This window comes from Tindallia californiensis (assembly GCF_900107405.1).
Classification (GTDB): Bacteria; Bacillota; Clostridia; order Peptostreptococcales; family Tindalliaceae; genus Tindallia; species Tindallia californiensis.
On record NZ_FNPV01000007.1, the window covers coordinates 147,601 to 169,671 of the forward strand.

Genomic DNA, 22,071 nt, shown 5'->3' on the forward strand with positions numbered 1-22,071 from the left:
CTCCTAAGCCTCAACAACTTATACATTCGTAATCCTGTCCAGATGTTTAATAAAGAAAGTCAGCAGTTTAGGATCGAAATGTTTCCCGGCCTGACCTTCTAAGTATTCTAACACTTCTTCCAAAGGTGCGGCTTCTTTATATACCCGCTTATGGGACATGGCATCAAACACATCCACAATGGCCAACATTCTGGCTCTTAAAGGAATTGCTTCACCGGATAGGCCTTCCGGATATCCGGAGCCATCAAACCGCTCATGATGGTAAAGGGCAATTTCGGCGGAGGCCTTTAATAAGGATAGTTCCGATTTGGACAGGATTTTATGGCCGATCACTGGATGGTGCTTAATCACATCAAATTCTTCCGGCGTCAGTTTTCCTTTCTTTTTAATGATATGATCTGGAATGGCAATTTTTCCAATATCATGCATGGTGCTGGCAATTTTGATCATTTCACATTCGGAAGTGGGAAATTCCAGCAGGGTGGCAAATTGATACATCATCTCAGAGATGCGTCGCACATGACCGGCGGTTTCATCAAAATGACTTTCCACAATTTCTCCTAAGGTAATAATTAGCTCCTTTTGGGTTTTTGAAACCATTTTCTCCATAATAAAGCGATCGAGAGCTACATCATAGTTGGATAAGAACAGATTAATCAGGTCAAAATTATAAATTTCTTTGGCACCTTCTATAAAAATGTAACTGTCATGCAAGGATTTTTGATCGTTTTTTACTAGAAAGCCTTTTTCAGTATGGATAATTTTATCATTAGTATCAGAAGAACGGTCTATTAGCTTCAGAACATGGGTTAGCTCCTCAACTTCACTGATTTTTTTTCCCAGATAGGCTTTGTATTTGCCGGTAGCTGCCATGATATGGGAAGCATCATGTTCTTTTAAGGTTAAGAAACCGTCGGTTTGAGAAAGAAAAAGCATATTGCTTTCATCTTGGTTAAATGAAGCCAGATTATCCAGAATACTGGTTAAAAACTCATTTAAGGACTGATGTTCAAAGAGCTGAGAACTGGCTTTGATAATTTTTTCCAGCCCTTTTCGATGCCGGTCAATCTGGGATAAGTCTCTGTAGCTTCGGAGCGCGGCATAGGTAGAGGTATATAATCGCTTCATGGTCATTTCTGTTTTTAACCGGTAGTCATTAATGTCATACTGTCGGATCACCTCTTCTTCCGGAGCTTCACCGGGCTGTCCCGTGCGAAGAATAATACGGGTCATTGGATTGCTCAGTTCTTTGCGCAAATAATCGACTACTTCCAACCCGGAAGCATTGCTCTCCATTACCACATCTAAAAAAAGAATGGCTGTATCTGGGTTTTGTCGCAGGGCTTCTTTGGTCTCCTGTCCGGAGTAGGTGTTGATAAACTCCAAGCCTTTACCTTCAAAAGTAAAATCGGCTAACATCATACGGGTGATCTGATGAACCTCCGGATCATCATCCGCCACCATGATTTTATAGGAAGCACTGGCAATACGGGTTTCTTTAGGTTCTTTGGATAAAAAAGATAGAGACATTCAAAAACTCCTTTCATGACTAAGATTTATGTGTGTTGAACCGGTGCTTCGATATGAAACAAAACACCTTGACTGACCTGCCCGTTACAACGGATAGAGCCTTTTAACTTTTGGGTTACCAGATTGTGAACAATACTCATTCCCAGACCGCTGCTACCTTTTCCACGTTTAGTGGTAAAGAAAGGCTCAAAAATATTTTTTTTCACTTCTTCTGTTAATCCGGAGCCATTGTCTCCGTAAACAATTTGTAGGGTACCATGTTTTATAGCGGCTTTGATAGTAATCAGCCCAGAGGAATGATCGGACAGTCCATGGATGATCGAGTTCATCACCAAGTTAGTCAGGATTTGAGAATAAACACCGGGATAGCTATGAATCCATAAATCCTCCGGACAATCAACTTGAAATTGGTGTTGCTGATGCTTATATTCATGCCTTAAACTGAGAATCACATTATTGATAAGGGTTTTTAGCTGAAAGCTTTGTGGCGATTCAATGTTTTGATTAACCGCAATTTCTTTGAAACTGTTTACTAAATGGGCAGACCGTTCCAAATTGTTTTCCAATAGCTTCAGACTCTCCTGAAGATCATGGAAATAACCATAAAGCCCTTCTTCTGTCAAGCGGCTGTCTTCCAGCTGTCGTAAAACTTTTTCTGTCTGGTGACTGATATACGAAACAGAAGAAATCGAAGTGCCTAAAGGGGTGTTAATTTCATGGGAGACGCCGGCTACCAAACCACCTAAAGAAGCCAGTTTCTCCCGATCGATCAGTTCGCTCATAGCCCGTTTTAATTCTTCGGATTTATCGTTAAATAGATCCTGGTATTGTTGCTTGCTATTTTCCAGTTTTTCAAAACTTTGCTGTAAGGAAACCATCATTTGCTGGAAGGAAGTCAGTAACTGGTGGGTTTCGGTTACGATAGAACGGGTGGCTGGCAAATCCACATTCCAATGGCCGGCGGCTATTTTTTTTGCGGCTTTGGAGGTCTGTTGGATGGGAGTGACGATCCTCTTAAGGAACCAGAGGCTCAAACCGGTAACCAGTAAAATCAGTCCCAGTACAAGGTAAAGGGTATGGTGCTGCTGCTCCTTTACAGCCCCCATCAAACTTTCTTCCGGCAAGGCCACGATGACTTGCCAAGGGGGAAGGTGTTTATCCGTAAGGGGTGCGTAGATAGCATAATAGGGAGTGGTGGGATGAGCTACTGAGAAAGCTTCGCCAGCCCTTACCTCTTGATGGATCATATGTTTTGCTGAATGATTGATAAGAGGATGGTTAATGGTAGTTGCTTTTTCAAAAATAAGTTCTCCGGTTTCATCTTTCACATGAATCCAGGGTTCTTGTCCGGAATGAGCTACCAGATTCCACTGGTGATCCACAACATAAATAACCCCGCCACCAGAACGAAGGATTTCGTCTTTTCTCAAATGTTCCTGCAATCCATAGAGAGATACATCAACAGCGCTGACGCCGGCAAATTGAGCTTCTGTATCAAAAAAAGGAAGCATATGGGTCACGGTGACTTCCATTCGTTCATCCTGATTGACATACAAAGAAGACCAGCTGGGGACTGGATGATCCTGCAGTGGCTGATAAAAAGGACGCAAATGCAAATCATAGTCTTCCATTACTAACCGCTGGCGGGAAGTAATCTGGTTGCCTTCAAAGATAACCAGGGCATCCTTCGTTCGCTGATCTTTGATCATGATATTGGTAGTACCGTCCTGATTGCGACGAATACCGGCATAACGACCCTGTTCATCTCCATAGGAAAGAACACTTACCTGAGGAATATAAGGAACATATTCTTGGAAGAGGGATTGTTGCAATGTTTCAATACTGGATAAGTCGGCATGCTGGAAAAGAAATTCTTCTTGAAGATGAGAACGGAAAAACTGGTTGAAAAGCATGGGTTCTGTTAACAGATTTTCGATTTCGGCGTGGACATGCCGGTTAAAGGCATGAGTTAACTGCCTGCCTTTTTCTTCGTATAAAAATTGATAATGATGGTTTATAAGAAGGATAAAAGCAGAAACAATCGAGATCATCACCAATAGAAAAGAACCTATTAGAATCATATGTAAAGGCCATTGTTTCCTTTTTATTTTTATTGTCATTGGTATCAACGCCGATCCAAAAGTAATTGTCATAGTCATACCCATTTTGGAAGGAGAATAAAGCCTTTTATTGTCAGAAAAAAAAGGCTGTGATAAAATAAGGGCATTCATAGGCAGAATAAAGGTGTAAGAAGGAAAGATAAGCGATACTTTTCGGTTATGGGAATGAAGAGTTGGGTATATAAAAGTAACAATAAGAAAAGAATCAGGGTGAAAAATGGAAACACCACGAAACTGACGATGTGTCAGATCCTTGGAAGTGCAATATTACGGGGAAAGTGGTAATCAAAAGGGGGAATTATATTGGACAAACAAAAGGGAATTTTATTGGAAAGTGGCACCAATGAATTAGAAATTGTTGAGTTTCGAATAGGCGAAAATTTTTTTGGTATTAATGTAGCGAAAGTAAAAGAAATTATTCCTTTCACAAAACCTACCAGTATTCCTAATTCGCATCCGTGTATAAAAGGAATTTTCAAACCAAGAGATGAAGTGATTACAGCCGTAGACCTTCCCCGATACCTTAATTTCCCGGAAGAAAAAAGTGATCAGGCTCGCTATATTATCTCTCATTTTAATCAGATCACCGTTGGCTTTTTGGTGGATGCGGTGGTGGGAATCCATCGAATTTCCTGGGAAAAAGTTGAAAAGCCGGATGAAACCATTTTTTCCGGTCATGAAGGAATTGCCACCGGCATTGTAAAACTGGAAGAAAAACTGATTGTTGTCCTGGACTTTGAAAAAATCCTGGCGGATATCAGCCCAAATACAGGGATTCAAGTGGCCGATGTTTCAAAGCTGGGTCCCAGAAACCGAAGTGAAAAACCAATTTTAATTGCAGAAGACTCGAAAATGCTGGCGAATATGCTCCTGGATTCCTTGCATGCCGCCGGATATACCTTTGTAACGGTGATGCCCAATGGAAAAGAAGCCTGGGATATGCTGGAAGCCATTAAAAAAGATAAGAGCAGATCTTGGAAAGAACGGGTATCCTTGTTGATAACGGACATTGAAATGCCAAGAATGGATGGCCATTCTCTGACCAAAAAAGTGAAGGATGATGAAGACCTTCAAGAATTACCAGTCATTATTTTCTCCTCGCTGATTGATGATCAGATGCGGCGAAAAGGAGAAGCTTTGGGAGCGAATGACCAAATTAGTAAGCCGGAGATTAATCGACTGGTGGAAACCATTGATCATTTGATTTTATAAAAAACATAAAAAAAAGCTTTTCCGAGAAAGAAGGGAAAAGCTTTTTTTTTATGGTATTCATTTTTATTTTTCTTTGGAATCAACGGCAACATTGATTTGTAGGGAAAGCCCATCCGCCAGCATTTCGATACAAATATACTGGGGCATGTTCATCACCACTTCAAAATTGTCCCCATACATCAATGTTGGAGTAGAGATATTGGTTTCAATATCCATCTGAGAAAAATTAATGCTGGCATTGGCCGTTAACATATTGGACAGTTCTGAAAGCGCACTTTCAGCCATGGAATCCAAGGTTTCCACCGGCATTCCCATCATCATTTTCGAAGCAATGGCCTTAGCCGTTTCCATTTCCAAGTGGTAGACTACATTGCCCTGCAACTCGCCAACAATCCCCAGATTCATAATCACCCCACTGCTTTTAAGCTTTCCTTCTCCTAAGCGAAGGTTTTTTCGCTCAATGCTTTCAAAGCCTAACTGTGGCATCACATGCTTAAAGGCATCAATAAACGGGTTAATCCATTTTACGTCCATGAGATCTCCCCCTTTGCGAAGCCTACCGTCATGGCGATATCGCCAAAGGATGTTTTCGCCATAAAACTGTTTCCGGTGACATTGGCACTGGAAAGCACCAGGGAATCACCATGATAGACGGTAGGTGGAGCCAACCTTAAATCATAAAACGGTTTCATCCGGTTAATGGTGGAGCAAGCATTTCCAGCAATCATATTAGTAACTTCCGCCGCCATATTTAAGACATCATCTAATTCAGCGGTATCTTGTTGGAGGGTTTTCTCAACAATTTTCACGCCAGTTTCATAAGAAAAGTCCATAACAAAACGGCCGTTAAAGGCACCGATGACGCCAATGACTACCGAAACGCCCTGGGACTCCTTGAAAGAACCTTCCATCACAACGCCTTCTGCTTTTTCACCAAAGAATCGGTTAATATTATCCATGAGTGCTTCTTGAAAAGCAGAATTACTTAATTCCAACAGTTCCTGAAGCATTTCTTCCTCACTGGTAATGCGATGGACAACATTTTTTAATTCTTCCGGATCAACAGGTTTTTGCACATAACCGGAAGCACCAGCTTTTTTTGACCGTTTAACAATAGCATCATCCTTCATGGAGCTAATCATAATAACCCTGGCATCCGGATGGATTTTTTTTACAGTTTCCGTACATTCAATACCATCTGTTCCGGGGATGGTCATATCCATGGTGACTATATCCGGTTTTTCCTGGGCAATGACGGTTTGCACTTCTTCCAGGGAACTGGCTTTTCCTACGACTTCCAGCTCCAATTCTGTCAGCATATCGCTTAATATTCGAATCGAAAAAGGTGAATCATCCACAACGACAACACGTTTGACGGCCTTTTTTTCTTCACTCATTCCTTCACCAACTCTCTTTCTTCAATAAAATACAATAACGGGAAATAATGAAACGGGAAATAATTATATTTTATTATATCAAAAACATAGTGCCAATGCACTAAAAATCTCCTGTTACCACTTCGGCCATATTGGTGGCATGATCCGCCACTCTTTCCAGATTGCTGATAATATCCAGGAACACCACACCGGACTGAGGTCGACAGACCTTTTGATTTAAACGTTCAATATGTCCTTTTCGAAGATTTCTTTCCATGCTGTCCACATCATGATCTTTTGCGATGATTTTTCGGGCAAGGGTAGTATCTTCTTTTTCAAAGGCTTCCATAGCCCCTTCAATCATTTCGTCTACTAACTGATGCATCTGCTCCAACTCATGACAGGCTTCCTTAGAAAAAGGAAGTCGTTCATCCATTTTAAGTTCTGCCAAATGAATAATATTATGCGCATGGTCTCCAATTCTTTCCAGATCACTGCTGCAATGCATCAAGGCAGTAATGGTTTGTGATTGATGTGAACTCAGGGATTTTTGAGAGATTCCCGTAAGAAAAATCGTAATATCTTTTTCTAAGCTGTCAATAAGTTCTTCCTTTTGACGGGTAGCACCAATAATGCCTCTTTCTTCCTGGACAAAAATGCGTACCGAATCCTGTAACATTCCCCGGGCAATGGCGGCCATCCGGAGTAGCTCCTGACGGGCGGCACTGATAGCCAGTGAGGTTGTTTTCTGAGCTTTCGGATTAAGATATTTGGAGCCGGTTTCCACCACCATTTCCTCTCCCGGCATCAGCTTTTGTACCTGCCGCAGGAAAGGCGTTAAAAAAGGAAAGAAAAGCAGCACATTCAGTACATTAAAAATAGTGTGGGCATTAGCTACTTGCCGGGTCACGCTACTTCCTGTAAGGGATACCAGGGCCAGAAAAGGCTGAAAAAAGAGGAGTGCCAGGAGGACACCGGTAACTTTTACGGTTACAATAGCCAGAACAGACCGACGTGCTGTTAGGTTAGTGCCGATGCTGGCAAGAGCGGCTGTAATACTGGTGCCAATATTAGCGCCTAATACAATGGCGATGGAAGAAGGCGTGTCAATCATTCCCTGTAATGTCAGGGCAATCACTACACCGGCGGTGGCACTACTGCTTTGAATAACCGCTGTAAAAAGAGCACCGGCCAACATTCCTAAAACCGGTGTCTGACCACATCGGGCCAGCATACGGACAAAGGGATCATAATCCCGTAGAGGAATCATTGCCTCAGACATGGCGTTCAGGCCAAGAAAAAGAAGGCCGATTCCCAGAATAGCCTGACCAATGGCTTTGTGAAGGCCTCTGGAGGTAAAAAGATTGAGATAAGCGCCCAATGCAATGGCAGGATAGATAATCACGGAAATATCGAAAGAAATCAACTGAGCCGTTACGGTAGTGCCAATATTGGCTCCCAGCATGGTGCCTACAGTTTGTGACAGATTCATTAATCCGGCACTGGCAAAGCCGATAGCCATGACGTTGGTGGTACTGCTGCTTTGTACCAGTACGGTGACAATGATACCGGTCAGCGTAGCCATATAGGGATTAGCGGTGAGAATTTCTAAAATGCGGTGCAATTTTTCTCCCGCTGCTTTTTGCATACCCGTAGACATTTGTTTCATTCCATACAAAAATAGCCCAAGACCTCCCAACAGACCAAGGGCAAGTGATAAAACCATAGGATGAAGCCTCCTTGAATAGAACTTTTATTAAAAACCCCCACCATTATATCAGAAAAAATGGATTACAACTCAATCTTTAATACTTTCTGGATAAAAAGTTCAGTCAACTCAGGATCAAACTGAGTACCAGCATGAGCTAGCAGCTCCATGGCGGCTTCGTCCGGGGATAGGGACTGCCGGTAACTTCTTTCACCAATCATGGCATCATAGGCATCGGCAATGGCAATAATTCGTGCCTGTAAAGGAATGTCCTCCCCTTTAAGACCACGGGGATAACCAGTGCCATCCCACCGTTCATGATGCGATAAGACATAGTCAGCCATTTCTTTCATATCACTGACGGTGCTAAGAATATTAAACCCGATCTCCGGATGTCGTTTGATCTCCAGGTATTCTTCATCCGTCAATTTGCCTGGTTTATTAAGAATGGCTTCATCAATAGATATTTTACCAATATCATGAAGCAATCCAACGGTTCGGATTTCATTAAGTCGATGATCGCTAAAATTCATGATAGTAGCTGTTCGGACGCATAAATCAGAAACTCGCTGAGAATGTTTTTCTTCTCGTGGATTTTTTTCATGCAATGTTTTCATAATGGCATGAATGGTTTTACTGCGTAGGCTGGGGCGTTCAAAGAGCTTCTTTTTATGCATGTAGTTTTCCGCATTCTTAAATATTTCATGGATATCCGCTTCTTCGGTTACTTTTGCATCCCATCCAAAGGAAATAGAGAGTTGAATGGTTTCGATTTCAGTATTCAGGCAACGGTTTTGCATGGTTTTCACCAGCTTTTCTGCGGTCGCATTCGTTAAGCCTGGCGCTAGTATGACAAATTCATCCCCACCGACTCGTGCAACAATTTCGTTTTCCTGGCAGGAATCTTTAAGAATATCCGCCGCTGTTTTCAGCATATCATCTCCTACCGAATGACCGAAAGAATCGTTGATTAGCTTTAGCCCATTCACATCGGCCATAATAATACAGAGGGGCAGATTTTGAGGCGAATCCAACCGGTGAAGGGCTTCTTCAATAAAGCGACGATTATAAAGACCGGTGAGCTGGTCGTGATAACTCAGGTATTCTACCTGTGCCTGATGACGGCGGCCGGAGGTGATATCTCGGGCAAGACCGACCACTTCTTTTTTATTTAGAGGGGTTAAACGCATTTCATAAATAAAGGTTTCGTCGTCAATTATTAATTCATAGTCAAATTGTTGCAATTGTTTCTTTTGGATAGCCAGACGAATCGAGCGTAAGGTTTTTTCTGATAAAGTACCGGGAAAAAAGTCTTTTATATGTTTACCAAGAAACATCTCAGGGGAATGCAGCAGGTTGTCTTCATTACTGGCATGACAGTCTAAGAAATAACCGGCATCATCAAAAAGAAACATAATATCCGGTAAGGCGGCTAGGATAGCTCTGTTTTTTTCTTCGCTGGCATGAAGTTCTTCTTGACTTTTGCGCAATTGATCTAGCTGATCACGAAGCTCCTGCTCCATGGCAATCAGTTCTTCCATGGCGGCTTCCATTTCGGTGTTAACAGAGAGCAGTTCTTCCGTTTTTCGCCGGATCAGATAGCGCATAAGGATGACAAGGATAGCAAGACCGGCAATCAGTGTCAGAACAGCTATGAGAATCCATCGGTACTGGTAGAACAGTTCCCGAGGATCTGGGTCTTCATAAATACCCAGCCACTGGTCATAGAGTTCTTGATATTCACCGGTAGCCTTTAGGATTTCCATGCCCCCGTTTAGCATCAATAAAACATCCCTATTGTCCGGCATTACGGCCATGGCATATTGATTGGTGTTCAGAGAAAGGTTTTGTGGAATCAAGTCCATCTCATAAGCATCAATGATATACATACCCGGCATTTTTAACACACCAGCATAGTCTGCATGGCCTTCTTCCACTAGCTGGAGTGCATCCTTCACATTATAGACTTCCATAAAGGTGATCTCTAAGTCCTGAGCTTCCAGATATTCAGCAACAATATCCGCCTCCTGGACAGCCACCGTAGCACCTTCTATCTCCTGAAGATGGTTGAGCCGGGTGCCGGAAGGCCCGAAAAGATCGCCAGCAGTAACGCTATGGGGAGAAGAAAAAAGGTATAGGGCTTCCCGCTCCGGAGATCGGAACATACCGGAAATAGCATGGATTTCTCCGTCCTCTAAGGCTTGACGGATTGTCGTCCATTCATCAAGACGGATTTCCACCTCCAGGTTCATGGCGTTGCCGATGGCGCGGGCAAGTTCAACGTTAAAACCAGTAGCTTCTCCATTTTCATCCAGATAGCTGTAAGGTGGATAATGAAGATCATCACCAATCATAATGGTGGTAAGATCCGTCTCCGAAGGAGCAGCAAAAACCCTGAAAGATAGCAGGAAAAAAAACAGAACTATGAAAAATAGCCATCTTAGAAAGAAGAAAGAGGGTTGTTTCTTTCGAGTAGGAATACAAGTAAAAGTGTTCATAGAACCTCCTGTAGATGCATAGGCGTCAGCCTATACAAAATAGCACTTGTTAGTTCATATTAGTGGTTAAGGATTCTTTAAGTACAGTATACATCAAAATAAGGGGCTTCACCATTTTCTTCAGGAAAATTTTCAATGATTTTTTTTCCTTCAGCGTCGGCAAGCCAACGGACAAAATCCATTGCTGCTTTATAGGAATCATAAGGATCTGTGCTGATTTCTTTTCGTCGGGGTACAATGATGGAAAAGGGATTAGCTAAGGTGGTGTCATCAGGCGAATTGGCGCCGAAAAAGACGGTAAGTGACTGGTTACCATGCTTCCACAATCGGTAACTGGTAGAATCCGTTAAGGCATAAGCTGATTTTTTGATGGCCAGAGACAATACTTCTATATTATCAGAAACACCTGTGAGTGGAATAATCACTGGTTCTTTTGGAAAGGAACCACGGCTTTCCCAGATTTCTTTTTCTTTCGCATGGGTTCCGGAGCCATCATTACGACTTAAAAAAGGTGCCTGCGTCAAGGCTAACTGGCGAAAAAAAACATGAATGCCCGCCGTTTCCTTTAAGTTTCCCAGTCCTGCCGGATCAGAAGTAGGTCCAACCAGAAGGTACTGATTCGTCATGATTGTTTTTCGATAAGCCCCCCATCCTTCCTGCATAAACCTTTTTTCCAAAGAAGGTGAATGGACCAATAACAGGTCAGCTCCACCTTTTTTGCCAATTTCCATGGCTTTACCACTTCCCACCCCTACGTGGCGTACCAGTACGCCGGTTTGCTGGTAATATTGTTTCTCTAAGCGATCCAGAAGGCCGGTAGCAATAGGTTCCATGGTGCTAGCTAACAACAGAAACTGGAAAGGATGAGAGGGAGAAGGGGAAACCGGTTCATTTTTTAAAGCTTTTGCGGGAATGTCCAGCAAAAGATGGAGTTGATCCTGTACCGTATCCCGAAATATGTGATAATAGCGAAGCATTTCAGAGGCATGTTTTGTTAAGGAAGCCCCACCACCTAATGACCCACCTACTTTTTTATGTAACAACGTCATAGAAAAGGCTTTTTCGGCATCCTGAATCAAGCCCCAGGCATAACGATAAGAAAGCTTCAGATCGGCAGCGGCTTTGGAAATAGAGCCTTCTTTTTCGATTTTTTCCAGCAAAAGAAATAGTTTATCCGTTGAAAGCTGTTTTTTATTTTTACCCTGCAGATACAGATGAAACTGATTGAAAGACTCTATGGAATTTTTCGTGAAAGGATCTTTTGGATTGGTTGACATGTTTTGCCCTCCTTGTCTCCCTTATAGTATGACATAAGGGGTAAAAGGCAACAAGAAGGAATCTAATTAGAAGGGGGCAGGTTCCAGCATTTAGCTGGAACCTGCAGGTGAGAGATGTGAACAAAGGGTAAACTCCCTAGAAAGCTTTTTGATAGATGGCTTTTATATCAGCGACATCTGGCTTTTGGGGGTTAGTGAGTGTACAAGGGTCCTCCAAAGCATTCTGGCTCATACGATCCAATACCTGTTGAAAGGCTTCTTCTGTAATGGATACTTCTTCCACCTCGCGGAAAGTAAGAGGAATGCCAATGCGTTGATTTAAATCTTTTAAGGCCTGAGCCAAATCGTCAATACCTAATAATTGTTCCACGGCCTTGTATTTATCCGTGGCTGATTTATTAAATTCAACAATGTAAGGCATCAAAATAGCATTGGCCAAACCATGGGTAACGCCAAACTCACCGCCAATTTTATGTGCCATGCTGTGGACAATACCAAGAGAAGAATTGGTAAAGGCCATGCCGGCAATGGCTGAAGCATTATGCATTGCATCCCTGGCTTCCATATTGTGACCATCTTTGTAGGCCGTAGGCAAATGTTGGAAGACCAGACGGATAGCTTCCGTCGCCAGGGCATCCGTGTAACTGGATGTGTTCGTAGAAGCGATGGCCTCTACGGCATGAGCCATGACATCCATCCCTGTGTTAGCGGTGATATGGGGAGGCATTTTTGCAGGCAGGTCTGCATCTAAAATAGCAATGTCTGGTGTCATTTGATAAGATACTAATGGATACTTAATATGATTTTCCCGATCCGTAATCACCGAAAAAGCCGTGATTTCAGAAGCGGTACCACTGGTAGAAGGAATGGTTACCAGGCGAGCTTTCTGACGAAGTGTCGGAAATTTTCCCTCTATCAAATCTTGAAACTTTGTTTCCGGTTGCTCGTAGTATACCCACATAATTTTAGCCGCATCTAAGGCGGAACCGCCACCAATAGCGATGATCCAATCCGGCTCAAATGCCTCCATTCGCTGACCGCCTTTGATAACGGTTTCAATAGAAGGGTCTGGTTCAACTCCGTCGATAATATCCACTTTCATTCCAGCTTCTTCTAAATAGGCTTGTGCCTGATCTAAAAACCCATGCTTTTTCATGGACTGACCACCGGTTACCAATACCGCTTTTTTTCCTTTAAGACCAGCTAGATAAGACAGAGAGCCCTGTCCAAAAACAACGTCAGCAGGAACTCGGAACCATTTTAAGCTCATTGATATCGCCTCCAATACAGAAATTTTAATGAATGAAAACCGAAAAAAGGTAAAAAAACAAGGAACCAATAATAAGGAAGATGAAACAGATCGAATAGGAAAGGCATAAGGCAAAAGAACAAGGGGAAGTTGTTAAATATTTAACCAATAATGCCGAAAAATTAATTCCGTGTTCTTCCTTAGCTAAAGTATAAAGGGAATGGACTTGAAAAACTAACGATTTTTTTATATTATTGAGGAAATATTTACAAAGAATGCTTCGGTGGAATCATGTTAAACAAATAACAAAAGGAGGGGTGGATATGCTACGAACTTTTGATAAAATGCAAGAACAAATTAACGGACTGGAAACGGATTATATTAAACTATTAACCTATGATTTGCCACCGAATTTTACGGATGTTTATCAATCCCGATCCTATCCAAGATTTTGCACCATCTTATCCGGAGAAAAAGAAGTGATCATTGACCAGTCAAGTCCTCTTGTTTACTCTCAAAACCAACATTTACTATTGCCTCCTCACTCCAATGTGCTGATGAAAATGGAAAAGCCTACGAAAGCGCTGGTCTTGGAGTTGAACCATGATCTTATTGAGCAGGTTCTCCGGAAAACGCCTCTGGATAAGGCGGGACAGGATAAATTGAAAAAATCAGTACATCACGACGTACAGGTGGGTTATAATCATCAAGGAATTGCGGAAGAGCTATTAAAAATTTATCAACTTTCAACAATGAAGTCTGGAGGTCAGACCTTTCTTATTGATTTAGCGGCACAAAAGCTGGTCTATGAACTTGTTCAAGATCAACAGGTACAGGAAATGTTACAAACACGGTATCCGGCAAAAATCGAAAGAATGATTGATTATATTGAAGAAATGATTCATGAAAAAATTAATCTGGAACAATTGGCAAAGGACAATCATATGTCGGCAGCCTCCTTAACACAACTTTTCAAAAAGCATACGGGCATGCTACCTCTTGCGTTTATAAAATGCCGTAAAATGCAGTTAGCTTCTTCTTACCTAAAGGAACATTCTGTTACAGAAGTAGCCTTTATGCTTGGCTTTGAAAGTCTTTCCCATTTTATTCGGGTGTTTCGGGAAACTTATGGCTTGACGCCCAAACAATATCAGTTGCACCGTTCATAAAAAGCATCGTAAAAGAAAGCATTCCCCTTTCGACCGACCGATATGCTTTTGTTGACATACCGAAAACGCTTCGATATAATGATAATTAACTGAAAAAGGGCAAAGCCCCGCAGTCTCCGAGTCTTAGCTTTCTAAAGCATGCTTTGTTGCATCAATGCCATGAAAATAAGACCGGCAGGGTATGATGGGAAACCATAATGCCTCCCATTGTGGAAAGGAGCGTGTCAGGCAGGATGTTCCATCTGTGCGGCACATAAATCACGACTCCTTCCATATGGAAAGAGTTTGTTTTGTTTTTGTGACAAAAAAATGTGGCAAAAGCCATTGTAAAGCAACATATAAAAACTGAGAAAACAAGAATTTAGACACAGCGAGGCAGGAGGAGATATTAGGAATGAAGTTAAACAAAAGCAATAGGTTGGTGTTAATGCTTGTACTGTTACTACCCTTTATGGCATCTATGACAGCCTGCAGAGGTGCTGATGAACCGGCACCGGTGGAAGATACGGATGAGTTTTCAGAGGTGACAGAAACAGCAATGATCCTGGCTACCACCACCAGTACAGAAAACAGTGGTTTATTGGATTTCATCCTGCCATCCTTTGAAGAAAAATATGGAATTGACGTGATGGTCGTATCTGTTGGAACTGGGGCCGCACTGCAAATGGGCGTTGATGGTGAAGCAGACGTGCTGCTGGCACATGCTACAGCGCAGGAAGAAGAGCTGGTAACGGCTGGTGATACCGTGGAACGTTTTGATGTTATGTACAATGATTTTATCCTTGTTGGTCCGGCATCTGATCCGGCCGGCCTGAGGGAAAACGCAGCATCAGATATTTTAACTGGATTCCAACTGATGGCTGAAAATGAAACATCCTTTGTATCCAGAGCCGATAATTCCGGAACCCATATGATGGAGCTAAGCCTGTGGGAAGAGGCTGGAGTTGGTGAGCCTTCCGGTGGCTGGTACATTGAAGCCGGCCAGGGGATGGGCGATGTCATACAGATATCGAATGAACTGGAAGGACATACCCTGACAGACCGTGCTACTTACCTGTCCATGCTGGATACGATTGATCTGGAAATCCTTCTTGAAGGTGACGAAATTCTCTTTAACCAGTACGGCGTTATGGCGGTAAATCCTGACAAGGGAGATCATATTAACTTTCCTGCAGCTGAAGGATTTGTTGACTGGGTGCTGGCACCTGAGACCCAGGATCTGATTGCAGCGTTTGGTATTGAGGAATTTGGGGAACCATTGTTCTTTCCTAACGCAAACTAGCCAATAAAGGGGTTTTTCGATGGAGAACTTTATCAGCGGATTTCAGGATGCCTTTCAACTGATCATCACCATGGACTCGGAATTTTTCGCCATTGTCCGGCTGTCTCTGGTTGTATCGCTGACGGCCACACTGCTTGCTTCGGTATTTGCCATTCCCTTTGGAGTCCTGTTGGGAATCCGAGAATTTCCGGGAAAATGGCTTTTGGTACGAATCATTTATACATTGATGAGCATGCCGCCGGTGGTTATTGGCCTGGTCTTCTTTTTGCTTTTTTTGCGGGCAGGACCTTTAGGCCACTTTCGGTTAAACTTTACGCCAACGGCTATGATTATCGCCCAGTTTGCCCTGGTTGCGCCTATTATCACCGGTGTGGTGTTCAATGGAACAAAAGAGCGGGGACCGGACATTCAGGATCTGGCGAAAACCATGGGCGCAAGCCCGGCACAAACTGTATGGCTGCTGATCCGCGAACTGCGCATAAACATTCTTTCCGCGGTGGTGACAGGCTACGGCCGAGCCATGTCAGAAGTAGGAGCGGTGATGGTAGTCGGCGGAAACATACGGGGACATACCCGGATCATGACCACTACGATTGCCATGCTTCGGAATATGGGAGAATATTCCCTGGCCATTGCGACGGGGATTGTTCTCTTGGTTATTTCTTTCGCAATTAATTCACTGCTATATCACTGGCAACAGGAGCGTTAAAATGAAACTAACCATGACTTCTCTTACAAAAAAATATCAAAACAGGACGGTCCTCAACATTCCGGAGCTGGAACTGGAGGAAGGCTACCTGTGGGGGATTATTGGCCCCAACGGATCCGGTAAAAGCACCTTGATGAAAATCATCGCCGGCCTGTTGGAGGCATCTTCCGGAAGCGTTCATTATGAGGATAAAAAGCTGAAGGGTGCCGTAAAAAAATCCATGACGCTGGTATTCCAAAAGCCGTACCTCTTAAGAACCACGGTTTTTCAAAACATTGCCTACCCCTTGCAGATTAGGGGTGATGCTGAAAAAGAAATAAGAGAAAGGGTGAATGAATTGCTGGAATCCTTCGAGATAGAATCCCTGCGGGACCAGAAAGCCTGGACCCTTTCCGGTGGCGAAGGACAAAAGGTGGCTCTGGCAAGAGCGCTTATTTTTAAGCCCAGGCTTTTAATGCTGGACGAGCCCACGGCCAATATCGACCCTTCCTCCATTATGTTGCTGGAGGAGCGTATTCTGGAATACTATAAACAGGAAAAACCAACCATTCTGATGGTAACCCACAATATTCAGCAAACCCGACGCCTCTGCAACCGGGTGGCCTTCATGAATGAAGGAAAAGTGCTGGACAGCGGTGATTTAAGGCATCTATACGGTGCAGAAGCTCATCCGCTGGTAAGGGATTTTATACAAAAAGGACTTATTTAAGAGATTCCCTGGAAAAACAAGTGACAGCTGAAAAAATGTAATCAAAGCAAAAGACAATAAAAATGGAGCACAGCATCTATTCGCTGTGCTCCATCAGATATTCCTTAAACCTTATTTCTAGTGGCGACAAGGTACGGTATTTATGATGCACCAGATAAAAATGTCTGGTCAGCATCATATCTGGAATTTCCAGAGCTTTCAAAGAGTCATTCAGGAGTTCTTGCTGAATGGCTCTTTTTGATAGGATTGAAACACCCATACCGTCCATAATACATTTTTTAATGACTTCTGTATTTTCAATATAAGCGGCGACTTTTAGATCACGAAAGCCAAGGTTGTTTTTTTTCAGAGCCGCTTCAAAAAGTTTTCGGGTACCGGAGCCTTGCTCACGAAAAATAAAAGGTTTTTTAATCAGTTCAGACCAGGGTATTTCGGTTTCATAGGCCTGATAGGCTTCATTATTCGGCACCACCAAAGCTAGTTCATCCTCTGTTAATGAATGAAAGGTGAGATGACCGTGGGTTGTCTTACTGCCAACGACGCCAAGATTATATTCTTCTGTTAAAATACCATCAATAATTTTATCCGAAGCCAGATGACGAAGGGTTAAGGTAACATCCGGATACTGTTTCTTAAATCCGGTCAGAAAAGAGGGCAGGATATATTGTTCCGGGATGGTGCTGGCAGCAATTTCAATATGCCCTACAAAATGCCCCCGGTATTCATCTAACTTAAATCCGACATTTTCTTTTACATGAAGAATTTCAACCGCATAATCGTAAAGAATTTTACCGGCAGGTGTCAGAGAAATCTGCTTATTACTGCGATTGATAAGGGTTGTTCCCAAATCTTTTTCTAAATTGATAATATGGTTACTTAAGGTTGGTTGGGTTAAAAACAGAGACTCGGCTGCTTTTGAATAGCTTTTGAACTTAGCGATAGCAACAAAGGTCTCTAATTGTCTGAATTCCATGGGACACCTCCGAAAAATGGTAAAAAGCATGGTAAAAAGCATGATAAAAAGCATCATAAAAAGTATGATAAAGGATGGCGAGACAATACTAGTATAACATATTTGTTCCTATCGGATAGTTGCCCGGATAGTTGCTTGGGTAGTTTTTTGCTAACCGGTAGGGCTAAGATCCTTCTTCTCTAGGTGAGATGATCAAAGTTAGGTGGCTGGAAATAGGATCACCTCCGCAATATCGAAAGAAAGAAGGATTCCCGGACTGATGGAATGAATACTGGTCAGCACATCCATTTTGAGAGGGTATTCCAGTCCACTGTCGATCATAAACCGTGTCGAAGCGCCCAGGAAAGACTTTTGAAGGGTCCTTCCGGAAAAAAGGCCATTGGTGTTAGGGAGAAGCGACTCTGGACGAACAAAGAGTGTGACAGGTTCTTCAGGAGAAAAATGCCAACCCTGGGGAGATTTTATCTGAGAAACAGGTTGTCGAAAAGTTTTTTCAAGACAGATAAAATCGATGGCATCCTTGGAGACTCGTTGAATCTGAGCCGGAATAAAATTTCCAAAACCAATAAAATCGGCTACAAAAACCGTAGCTGGCTGATAATAGATTTCTTCCGGTGTTCCGATCTGTTCTATCACTCCTTGGTTCATAACGGCTACCCGATCTGCAATGGCCAGGGCTTCTTCCTGGTCATGGGTGACGTAGACAGCCGTGATACCGGTCTTTTGCTGAATGTGACGAATTTCCTCTCGCATTTCCACTCTAAGTTTTGCATCCAAGCTGCTTAAAGGTTCATCAAACAACAAAATATCCGGATCGACTACCATGGCTCGGGCCAAGGCCACCCGTTGTTTTTGTCCGCCACTGAGTTCATTGATATTTCTTTCTTCCAGGCCTTCGATCTGCATCAGTTTCATATAATCAATGGTTTTTTGGTGAATGACTTTTTTGGAAACACCTCGTACTTTTAATCCGTAAGCAATATTTTGATAAACATTCATATGAGGAAAAAGTGCATAGTCCTGAAAAACCGTTACGGTTGGCCGTTTTTCTGGTGGAAGAAGGGATAAATTTTGTTGCCTGAAAAGGATTTTTCCTTCATCAGAAGGAATCATTCCAGCCAGCATCCGAAGAATGGTGGTCTTGCCACAACCGCTGGGACCTACTAGTACCAACAACTCGCCTTCCTCAATGCGTAAATCCATTTTCTTGACAGCTTCAACGGATTCATAGGTTTTAGAGATTCCTTGTAAAGAGAGTGTCATCTTTTTTCATCCTTTCTAGAAACCAGCTTTTTCAAGAATCCGGGCAAAGCACAAAGCGTCGTTAAGATCAAAAGACCAAGAGCTGTAAAAACAGTTAGTAAAAAAGCATAAGCGGCTCCTTCACCAAGACGGCCGGAATTGACGGCCCGAAAAATTTCAAAGGTGATGGTAACATAGCGAGGCGTAATAAGAAAAATAATGGCTCCGATTGTGATCATTACATGAATAAAACCGTGAAACATTCCGGCTCGATAGGCAGGCGCTAAAATAGGAAGGATGATGCGGGTAAACGTAGTCCAGGAAGAAGCACCTAAATCCCGGGAAGCCTCTTCCAGATTGGAAGCTACCTGCTGCAAAACCGCTTTGGCACTGTTGTAGCTGATAGGCAATTCCCGGACAATACAAATCAGGACAATGATGATTGCCGTACCGGTTAAAGCCAGGGGAGGCCGATGAAAAGCCATGACATAGCTGATTCCCATCACTGTTCCGGGAACAGCGAAAGGTACCATTGCTAAAAAATTAAGCAGGCTTTTCCAGGTCTTTTGACTATGATGATGAAAATAAGCCGTAGTGATTCCCAGCAACGGCCCCCAGAGAGCCACCCGAAAAGCAAAATAAAGGCTATTGTTCAGGCTGCTGAACAACTGACTGCCAGCTCTTTGGAAATGGCGCAGGCTCAGGGTATAATCGTAGCCCCAGACAGAGGTAAAAGCTCCGGCAATCACGGCGATAAACTGAATTACCACCATGAGAGAAAATAGAGTGGCTACGCCAAGGACCAATGGAGAAAAAGGCATTTGGCGATGATTGGCAGTGGCAGGACCTTTGACTTTTTCGGTGACATTGGCCACATGAGTAGAATAGTAGAGCTTTTGACGTAAGAACCATTTTTCCATCCCAAAGGCCCAGACGCTGAGAAAGAGTAAAACCACGCTAATGGTAGCGGCATACCCTAAATTGTAATTGGACAGGATCTGAATATAGGCTTCACTGGCAAGTACCCGGTAGCCACCTCCGACAAGGATAGGGGTTCCAAAGTCGGCTAATATATTGGCAAAGGCTAAAGAAGCGGCGGCTGCCAAGCCCGGTACTAATAAAGGTAATGTGATGGTAAAAAACACCCGTCTGGGCGATGCACCTAAATCCATGGCAGACTGTTCCAGGCTTCGGTCCAAACCTGTCAGCACATTGGAAATGACCAGATAGGCAATGCTGGCATTTCCAATCATTTGTAACAGAACTATCATCTGCGGTCCCACCAGGCTTACGTGTAACCCTAAGAGTTGATTCGTGATCAATCCCCGCCTGCCAAAAAGCATGATAAAGACAATGGCACTGACAAAAGGTGGAGAAATCAAATTCAGAATAGCCGTATAGTGGAAGAATCGTCGAAAGGGAAACCGACAGCGATGAACCGCTAATGAAAGCATGGTTCCCAGCAGTACGGCCAGAAAGGTTGAGGAAAGGGTAATCAGCAATGTATTGCGAAAAAGGTGAAGGTGTCGCCCTCCCATCAGCTGGGAAAAATAGGAAAAATCAAAAGCTCCTTGCCTGTAAAAACTGGTAACCAATACACTTGCCAGGGGATAAAGAACAAAAATCACCAAAAATGCAGGAATCGCTACAGCGACTCCTGCAAAAAGGACACGATGAATTCTCCCTTTAATTTCCGTAACGTTCTGTCCATTCATTAACAATTCGATCCCTCTCCTCAGCAGCCCAGGTAAAGTCATAATCCACCAAATTCAGTTCTTCCAAAGAAGGGATATCCTCCGGAAGAGGAACATTGGGGCGGGTGCTGGGTCGGGGGCTTACTTCTGCAAGAAATGCCTGACCCTCTTCTGTCAGTGTCCAGTCCACAAATTTCTGAGCGGCTTCTATATTATTGGTACCTTCAATGATAGCCACCGGTGAATGCCACCAGGGAGTACCATCTTCCGGGTAAACTACTTCTACCGGATAGCCTTCTCGCTGAGAATTAATGCCGTCTGGACTGATTCCCACCAAGACTTCGCCTAGAGAAGCCTGTTGCGGAGGCTCGCTGCCACGCTCTGCATAATAAGGAATATTAGCGTCCAACGCATCCAGATAAGCCCATCCATCTTCTTCACCCAGCATTTGCAGCATGGATGCGATGGCCGTATAAGCCGTACCGGAAATACCCGGATTCGGCATGGAGACTTCTCCTGCATACATAGGATCCGTCAAAGCTTCCCAAGTCATCGGGATAGGAACATCCAAGTCTTCAGCCAAAGGCTGGTTCACTACATAAGTAACCAATACGATAGAAACACCAGTCCAGTAACCGTCAGGATCCTTAAACCGATCTTCAATCGCCTCTGCTTCTGGCGAGTGGTACGGATGCAACAGTCCCTCTTCGGCGGCGACCATAAAGCTATCGATGCCACCACCAAACCATACATCTCCTAAAGCCCGTCCTTCTTCAGCTCTCATGCGGGAAAGCACTTCTCCAGAAGACATGCTGAGCATTTCCACCGGAATACCGGTTTCTTCTTCAAACTTCTGAGCAATTTCATCTAAGCCACCGTAAGCCGCATAAATCTGAAGGGCTTCACCAGTGTAGTCTTCCTTTTCTTCTTCCGTTACTTCTGTTTCGGCGGTTTCGACTCCTTCATCGGAAGGAGCCGGTTCCGGATCACCGGAAGGCTGGCATCCAGCTAAGGTTAACATCAACATCAGCGCTATGAGGAACGCAACGATTTTTCTCTGTGAATACAAAATAAATCCCCCTTTTAATAACCGCATTTACATATGAACAGGAATCTTAAACTTCTGGTAGAGGATTCACCCCATCAGAAGCATAAATGAATCATTAAAATCATATCAGAATTAGCACAAAAAGATAAATTGAAATTCATAATGAAAAAAAGGATTCCAATAAAGAATTTTAATAGGTGGAGAGAGGAGGGGTGGGCGAGGCTGATGCAAAGAAAGTATGTTTTTTTTCTTGTAAGTGTTGAGTAATCAAGAAG

General features: G+C 43.2%; 17 protein-coding genes and 1 riboswitch. Of the genes, 5 read left to right on the plus strand and 12 right to left on the minus strand.

Annotated features, from left to right (window positions below; genetic code table 11):
• Positions 1–18 precede the first annotated feature (18 nt).
• Both BLV55_RS10990 and BLV55_RS10995 read right to left on the minus strand, forming a co-directional pair.
• Entirely contained in the window at positions 19–1,530 is a 1,512-nt protein-coding gene (locus BLV55_RS10990; protein ID WP_093314370.1) for an HD domain-containing phosphohydrolase, read from the minus strand.
• Positions 1,531–1,556: 26 nt separating this feature from the next.
• Entirely contained in the window at positions 1,557–3,683 is a 2,127-nt protein-coding gene (locus BLV55_RS10995; RefSeq protein WP_176968383.1) for a sensor histidine kinase, read from the minus strand.
• Positions 3,684–3,953: 270 nt separating this feature from the next.
• On the opposite strand from BLV55_RS10995, the gene BLV55_RS11000 reads away from it, so the two are divergent.
• Positions 3,954–4,862, plus strand: a complete 909-nt coding sequence (locus BLV55_RS11000; protein ID WP_093314374.1) for a chemotaxis protein — start codon at positions 3,954–3,956, stop codon at positions 4,860–4,862.
• A 63-nt stretch (positions 4,863–4,925) separates the two neighbouring features.
• Here the strand turns inward: BLV55_RS11000 and BLV55_RS11005 are convergent, their stop codons facing one another.
• The 6 genes from BLV55_RS11005 to BLV55_RS11030 all read right to left on the minus strand — a co-directional run bounded on the left by BLV55_RS11005 (position 4,926) and on the right by BLV55_RS11030 (position 12,991).
• Entirely contained in the window at positions 4,926–5,396 is a 471-nt protein-coding gene (locus BLV55_RS11005; protein ID WP_093314376.1) for a chemotaxis protein CheX, read from the minus strand.
• Positions 5,387–6,259, minus strand: a complete 873-nt coding sequence (locus BLV55_RS11010) for a response regulator (RefSeq protein ID WP_093314378.1) — start codon at positions 6,257–6,259, stop codon at positions 5,387–5,389. The genes BLV55_RS11005 and BLV55_RS11010 overlap by 10 nt, the downstream gene beginning before the upstream one ends.
• A 100-nt stretch (positions 6,260–6,359) precedes the next feature.
• Positions 6,360–7,964 carry a Na/Pi cotransporter family protein gene (locus BLV55_RS11015; protein WP_093314380.1) on the minus strand — a complete coding sequence of 535 codons (1,605 nt, stop codon included), beginning with the start codon at positions 7,962–7,964 and terminating at the stop codon, positions 6,360–6,362.
• A 65-nt stretch (positions 7,965–8,029) separates the two neighbouring features.
• Positions 8,030–10,444, minus strand: a complete 2,415-nt coding sequence (locus BLV55_RS11020) for an HD domain-containing phosphohydrolase (RefSeq protein WP_093314382.1) — start codon at positions 10,442–10,444, stop codon at positions 8,030–8,032.
• 77 nt (positions 10,445–10,521) lie between these two features.
• Positions 10,522–11,721: a substrate-binding domain-containing protein gene (locus BLV55_RS11025; RefSeq protein ID WP_093314384.1), complete on the minus strand. Its 1,200-nt coding sequence runs from the start codon at positions 11,719–11,721 to the stop codon at positions 10,522–10,524.
• A 136-nt stretch (positions 11,722–11,857) separates the two neighbouring features.
• Complete coding sequence (locus BLV55_RS11030) at positions 11,858–12,991, minus strand: iron-containing alcohol dehydrogenase (RefSeq protein WP_093314386.1); 1,134 nt, start codon at positions 12,989–12,991, stop codon at positions 11,858–11,860.
• A 302-nt stretch (positions 12,992–13,293) separates the two neighbouring features.
• Here BLV55_RS11030 and BLV55_RS11035 point away from each other — a divergent pair, with 302 nt between their 5' ends.
• The 4 genes from BLV55_RS11035 to BLV55_RS11050 all read left to right on the plus strand — a co-directional run bounded on the left by BLV55_RS11035 (position 13,294) and on the right by BLV55_RS11050 (position 16,839).
• Positions 13,294–14,139: a helix-turn-helix domain-containing protein gene (locus tag BLV55_RS11035; RefSeq protein ID WP_176968384.1), complete on the plus strand. Its 846-nt coding sequence runs from the start codon at positions 13,294–13,296 to the stop codon at positions 14,137–14,139.
• Positions 14,140–14,241: 102 nt separating this feature from the next.
• Positions 14,242–14,375, plus strand: a riboswitch (molybdenum cofactor riboswitch).
• Positions 14,376–14,533: 158 nt separating this feature from the next.
• Positions 14,534–15,421, plus strand: coding sequence for an ABC transporter substrate-binding protein (locus tag BLV55_RS11040; protein ID WP_093314390.1), 888 nt, complete (start codon positions 14,534–14,536; stop codon positions 15,419–15,421).
• A 151-nt stretch (positions 15,422–15,572) separates the two neighbouring features.
• Positions 15,573–16,130 carry an ABC transporter permease gene (locus tag BLV55_RS11045; RefSeq protein ID WP_330386615.1) on the plus strand — a complete coding sequence of 186 codons (558 nt, stop codon included), beginning with the start codon at positions 15,573–15,575 and terminating at the stop codon, positions 16,128–16,130.
• Position 16,131: 1 nt separating this feature from the next.
• Entirely contained in the window at positions 16,132–16,839 is a 708-nt protein-coding gene (locus BLV55_RS11050; RefSeq protein ID WP_093314394.1) for an ABC transporter ATP-binding protein, read from the plus strand.
• Between the two features lie 76 nt (positions 16,840–16,915).
• Here BLV55_RS11050 and BLV55_RS11055 read toward each other — a convergent pair whose 3' ends face one another.
• The 4 genes from BLV55_RS11055 to BLV55_RS11070 form a co-directional block, all read right to left on the minus strand.
• A complete protein-coding gene (locus BLV55_RS11055) occupies positions 16,916–17,812 on the minus strand; it encodes a selenium metabolism-associated LysR family transcriptional regulator (RefSeq protein ID WP_093314396.1) in 897 nt (298 codons plus the stop codon).
• 198 nt (positions 17,813–18,010) lie between these two features.
• Positions 18,011–19,075, minus strand: coding sequence for an ABC transporter ATP-binding protein (locus tag BLV55_RS11060; protein ID WP_093314398.1), 1,065 nt, complete (start codon positions 19,073–19,075; stop codon positions 18,011–18,013).
• The gene (locus tag BLV55_RS11065) at positions 19,072–20,769 is read right to left on the minus strand and encodes an ABC transporter permease (RefSeq protein ID WP_242870111.1); all 1,698 of its coding nucleotides are present in this window, start codon (positions 20,767–20,769) and stop codon (positions 19,072–19,074) included. The genes BLV55_RS11060 and BLV55_RS11065 overlap by 4 nt, the downstream gene beginning before the upstream one ends.
• Entirely contained in the window at positions 20,741–21,817 is a 1,077-nt protein-coding gene (locus BLV55_RS11070) for an ABC transporter substrate-binding protein (protein ID WP_176968386.1), read from the minus strand. The genes BLV55_RS11065 and BLV55_RS11070 overlap by 29 nt, the downstream gene beginning before the upstream one ends.
• Positions 21,818–22,071: the final 254 nt, after the last annotated feature.

What these genes read in the sequence shown, in the direction of transcription:
- BLV55_RS10990 (WP_093314370.1), bottom strand. Translation starts at nt 1,530, where the DNA reads ATGTCTCTATCTTTTTTATCCAAAGAACCTAAAGAAACCCGTATTGCC.
- BLV55_RS10995 (WP_176968383.1), bottom strand. Translation starts at nt 3,683, where the DNA reads ATGACAATTACTTTTGGATCGGCGTTGATACCAATGACAATAAAAATA.
- BLV55_RS11005 (WP_093314376.1), bottom strand. Translation starts at nt 5,396, where the DNA reads ATGGACGTAAAATGGATTAACCCGTTTATTGATGCCTTTAAGCATGTG.
- BLV55_RS11010 (WP_093314378.1), bottom strand. Translation starts at nt 6,259, where the DNA reads ATGAGTGAAGAAAAAAAGGCCGTCAAACGTGTTGTCGTTGTGGATGAT.
- BLV55_RS11015 (WP_093314380.1), bottom strand. Translation starts at nt 7,964, where the DNA reads ATGGTTTTATCACTTGCCCTTGGTCTGTTGGGAGGTCTTGGGCTATTT.
- BLV55_RS11020 (WP_093314382.1), bottom strand. Translation starts at nt 10,444, where the DNA reads ATGAACACTTTTACTTGTATTCCTACTCGAAAGAAACAACCCTCTTTC.
- BLV55_RS11025 (WP_093314384.1), bottom strand. Translation starts at nt 11,721, where the DNA reads ATGTCAACCAATCCAAAAGATCCTTTCACGAAAAATTCCATAGAGTCT.
- BLV55_RS11030 (WP_093314386.1), bottom strand. Translation starts at nt 12,991, where the DNA reads ATGAGCTTAAAATGGTTCCGAGTTCCTGCTGACGTTGTTTTTGGACAG.
- BLV55_RS11035 (WP_176968384.1), top strand. Translation starts at nt 13,294, where the DNA reads ATGCTACGAACTTTTGATAAAATGCAAGAACAAATTAACGGACTGGAA.
- BLV55_RS11040 (WP_093314390.1), top strand. Translation starts at nt 14,534, where the DNA reads ATGAAGTTAAACAAAAGCAATAGGTTGGTGTTAATGCTTGTACTGTTA.
- BLV55_RS11050 (WP_093314394.1), top strand. Translation starts at nt 16,132, where the DNA reads ATGAAACTAACCATGACTTCTCTTACAAAAAAATATCAAAACAGGACG.
- BLV55_RS11055 (WP_093314396.1), bottom strand. Translation starts at nt 17,812, where the DNA reads ATGGAATTCAGACAATTAGAGACCTTTGTTGCTATCGCTAAGTTCAAA.
- BLV55_RS11060 (WP_093314398.1), bottom strand. Translation starts at nt 19,075, where the DNA reads ATGACACTCTCTTTACAAGGAATCTCTAAAACCTATGAATCCGTTGAA.
- BLV55_RS11065 (WP_242870111.1), bottom strand. Translation starts at nt 20,769, where the DNA reads ATGAATGGACAGAACGTTACGGAAATTAAAGGGAGAATTCATCGTGTC.